This is a genomic window from Enterobacter sp. 04-C-12-SI-ECC (assembly GCF_047530715.1).
GTDB lineage: Bacteria > Pseudomonadota > Gammaproteobacteria > Enterobacterales > Enterobacteriaceae > Enterobacter > Enterobacter bugandensis.
In genome coordinates, this window is sequence record NZ_JBLKDI010000049.1 from 1 (window position 1) to 1,577 (window position 1,577).

Consider the following 1,577-nt stretch of genomic DNA (forward strand, 5'->3'; position numbering starts at 1 on the left):
TTGTAGGTGGGCCAGTTGGTGATTTTGAACTTTTGCTTTGCCACGGAACGGTCTGCGTTGTCGGGAAGATACGTGATCTGATCCTTCAACTCAGCAAAAGTTCGATTTATTCAACAAAGCCTTCTTTAATTAAAAAATGATGTGTATGACTGATTTGTCTTGTGATAAATATCCTTAACAGACGGCGAGCTCGTCCGCCCATTTTGTTGCGGCCTGCATGGTTTCTATAACAGTGAACTCGCTGATATTGAGGGTATTACATATTTTCGCGGTTTCCTCCCAGTTAAGTTTCTCATAACATAACGACAGGGTCAGTATGTCAAAAAGTTCACCTTTATGTTCACAAAGCGCGGCAGTTACGTTTTGCGGGATTGAAATCTGTTTAATTAAATCGTCCATGGGGAGTTCAAGAATGACATCCAGCAATGAAAACAGACCGCATATAAATGCGTTATAGGATAATGAAACATTATTTATTTTTTCGGCAATTAATTCGCAGAATTTTCCGCGAACCATGCTCAGATGATAAAGTTCACTGATGCCGGAACGCCCCATATTTGAAAGGGCGGCCACCGCAACAAACCGCCGGAGTTCTTTGCCCCCCATATACATCAGCATTTCTTTCAGGGTAAGATTGTCCGCCTGAATTATGCCATGTGATTTAAACAGCATGTTTCTGACGTAGCGCATGATTTTATATGACAGCGTCAGATCGGTTTTAAGCAGACGTTCGACCGCGGCAAAGTCCGGGTTTTCCCTGTTCACCTCCATCATCAGCCTGGAGAGTGGCAGGGGGTTCTGGGAAAGGCATTTATTTCTGAGGATTTCCGGGCGACTGAAGAAAAATCCCTGGAAAAGCGCGAAACCCGCCCGGCTGTAAAGCTCAAACTCGTCCCTTGTTTCCACTTTTTCAGCAAGGAATTTTATGCCCTGCAGAAGCTGACTTTTTCTGTGGATATATTGCCGGATATCTTCATAGTCATTGTCTCTGACATCAAATTTGATGACAGAAATATACTGCATAAAGCGGTCCCATTCATCATCCATCGTGAAATCATCGAGCGCAAGCTGGTAACCCCTGTCGTGCATATCCTTTACGGCACAGAAAAGCGCATCATCCGGGACTGCATTTTCCAGAATTTCGATGACCACTTTTTCATTCGGCAGCGTATCGCCCAGTCCGTTAATGATCATCTGGTGCGGCACATTAATAAAAGAACTGTGATTGTTGGCTATACGGGGAACAGGGATGCATAAAAACTGGTCAGAAATCATTCTGGACGTGGCGTATTCTGGTGAAACATCGGGAAAGGCATTGTTCATTCCGTCTCTGAAAAGCAGCTCATAAGCGACGGTCTGCATTTTTGTGTCAAAAATAGGCTGGCGTGCGATAAATGAATACATATTCCCGGTCCCCAGGTCAGCGTTATAATTTTTAGAAATGTAACCTTTCTATGGCACTGTTGCAAAGTTAGCGATGAGGCAGCCTTTTGTCTTATTCAAAGGCCTTACATTTCAAAAACTCTGCTTACCAGGCGCATTTCGCCCAGGGGATCACCATAATAAAATGCTGAGGC

General features: G+C 44.1%; 2 protein-coding genes. Both read right to left on the minus strand.

Going from position 1 to position 1,577, the window contains the following annotated elements:
- Nucleotides 1-89: hypothetical protein (locus tag ACMWL8_RS25055; protein ID WP_223819062.1), on the minus strand; the 89-nt coding region annotated here is incomplete at its 3' end.
- Nucleotides 90-174: 85 nt separating this feature from the next.
- Nucleotides 175-1,404: an EAL and HDOD domain-containing protein gene (locus ACMWL8_RS25060; protein ID WP_000286799.1), complete on the minus strand. Its 1,230-nt coding sequence runs from the start codon at nucleotides 1,402-1,404 to the stop codon at nucleotides 175-177.
- Nucleotides 1,405-1,577 lie beyond the last annotated feature (173 nt).

Bases quoted from the DNA above. Each gene is read 5' to 3' on its own strand.
- ACMWL8_RS25060 (WP_000286799.1), bottom strand. From the start codon at position 1,404: ATGTATTCATTTATCGCACGCCAGCCTATTTTTGACACAAAAATGCAG.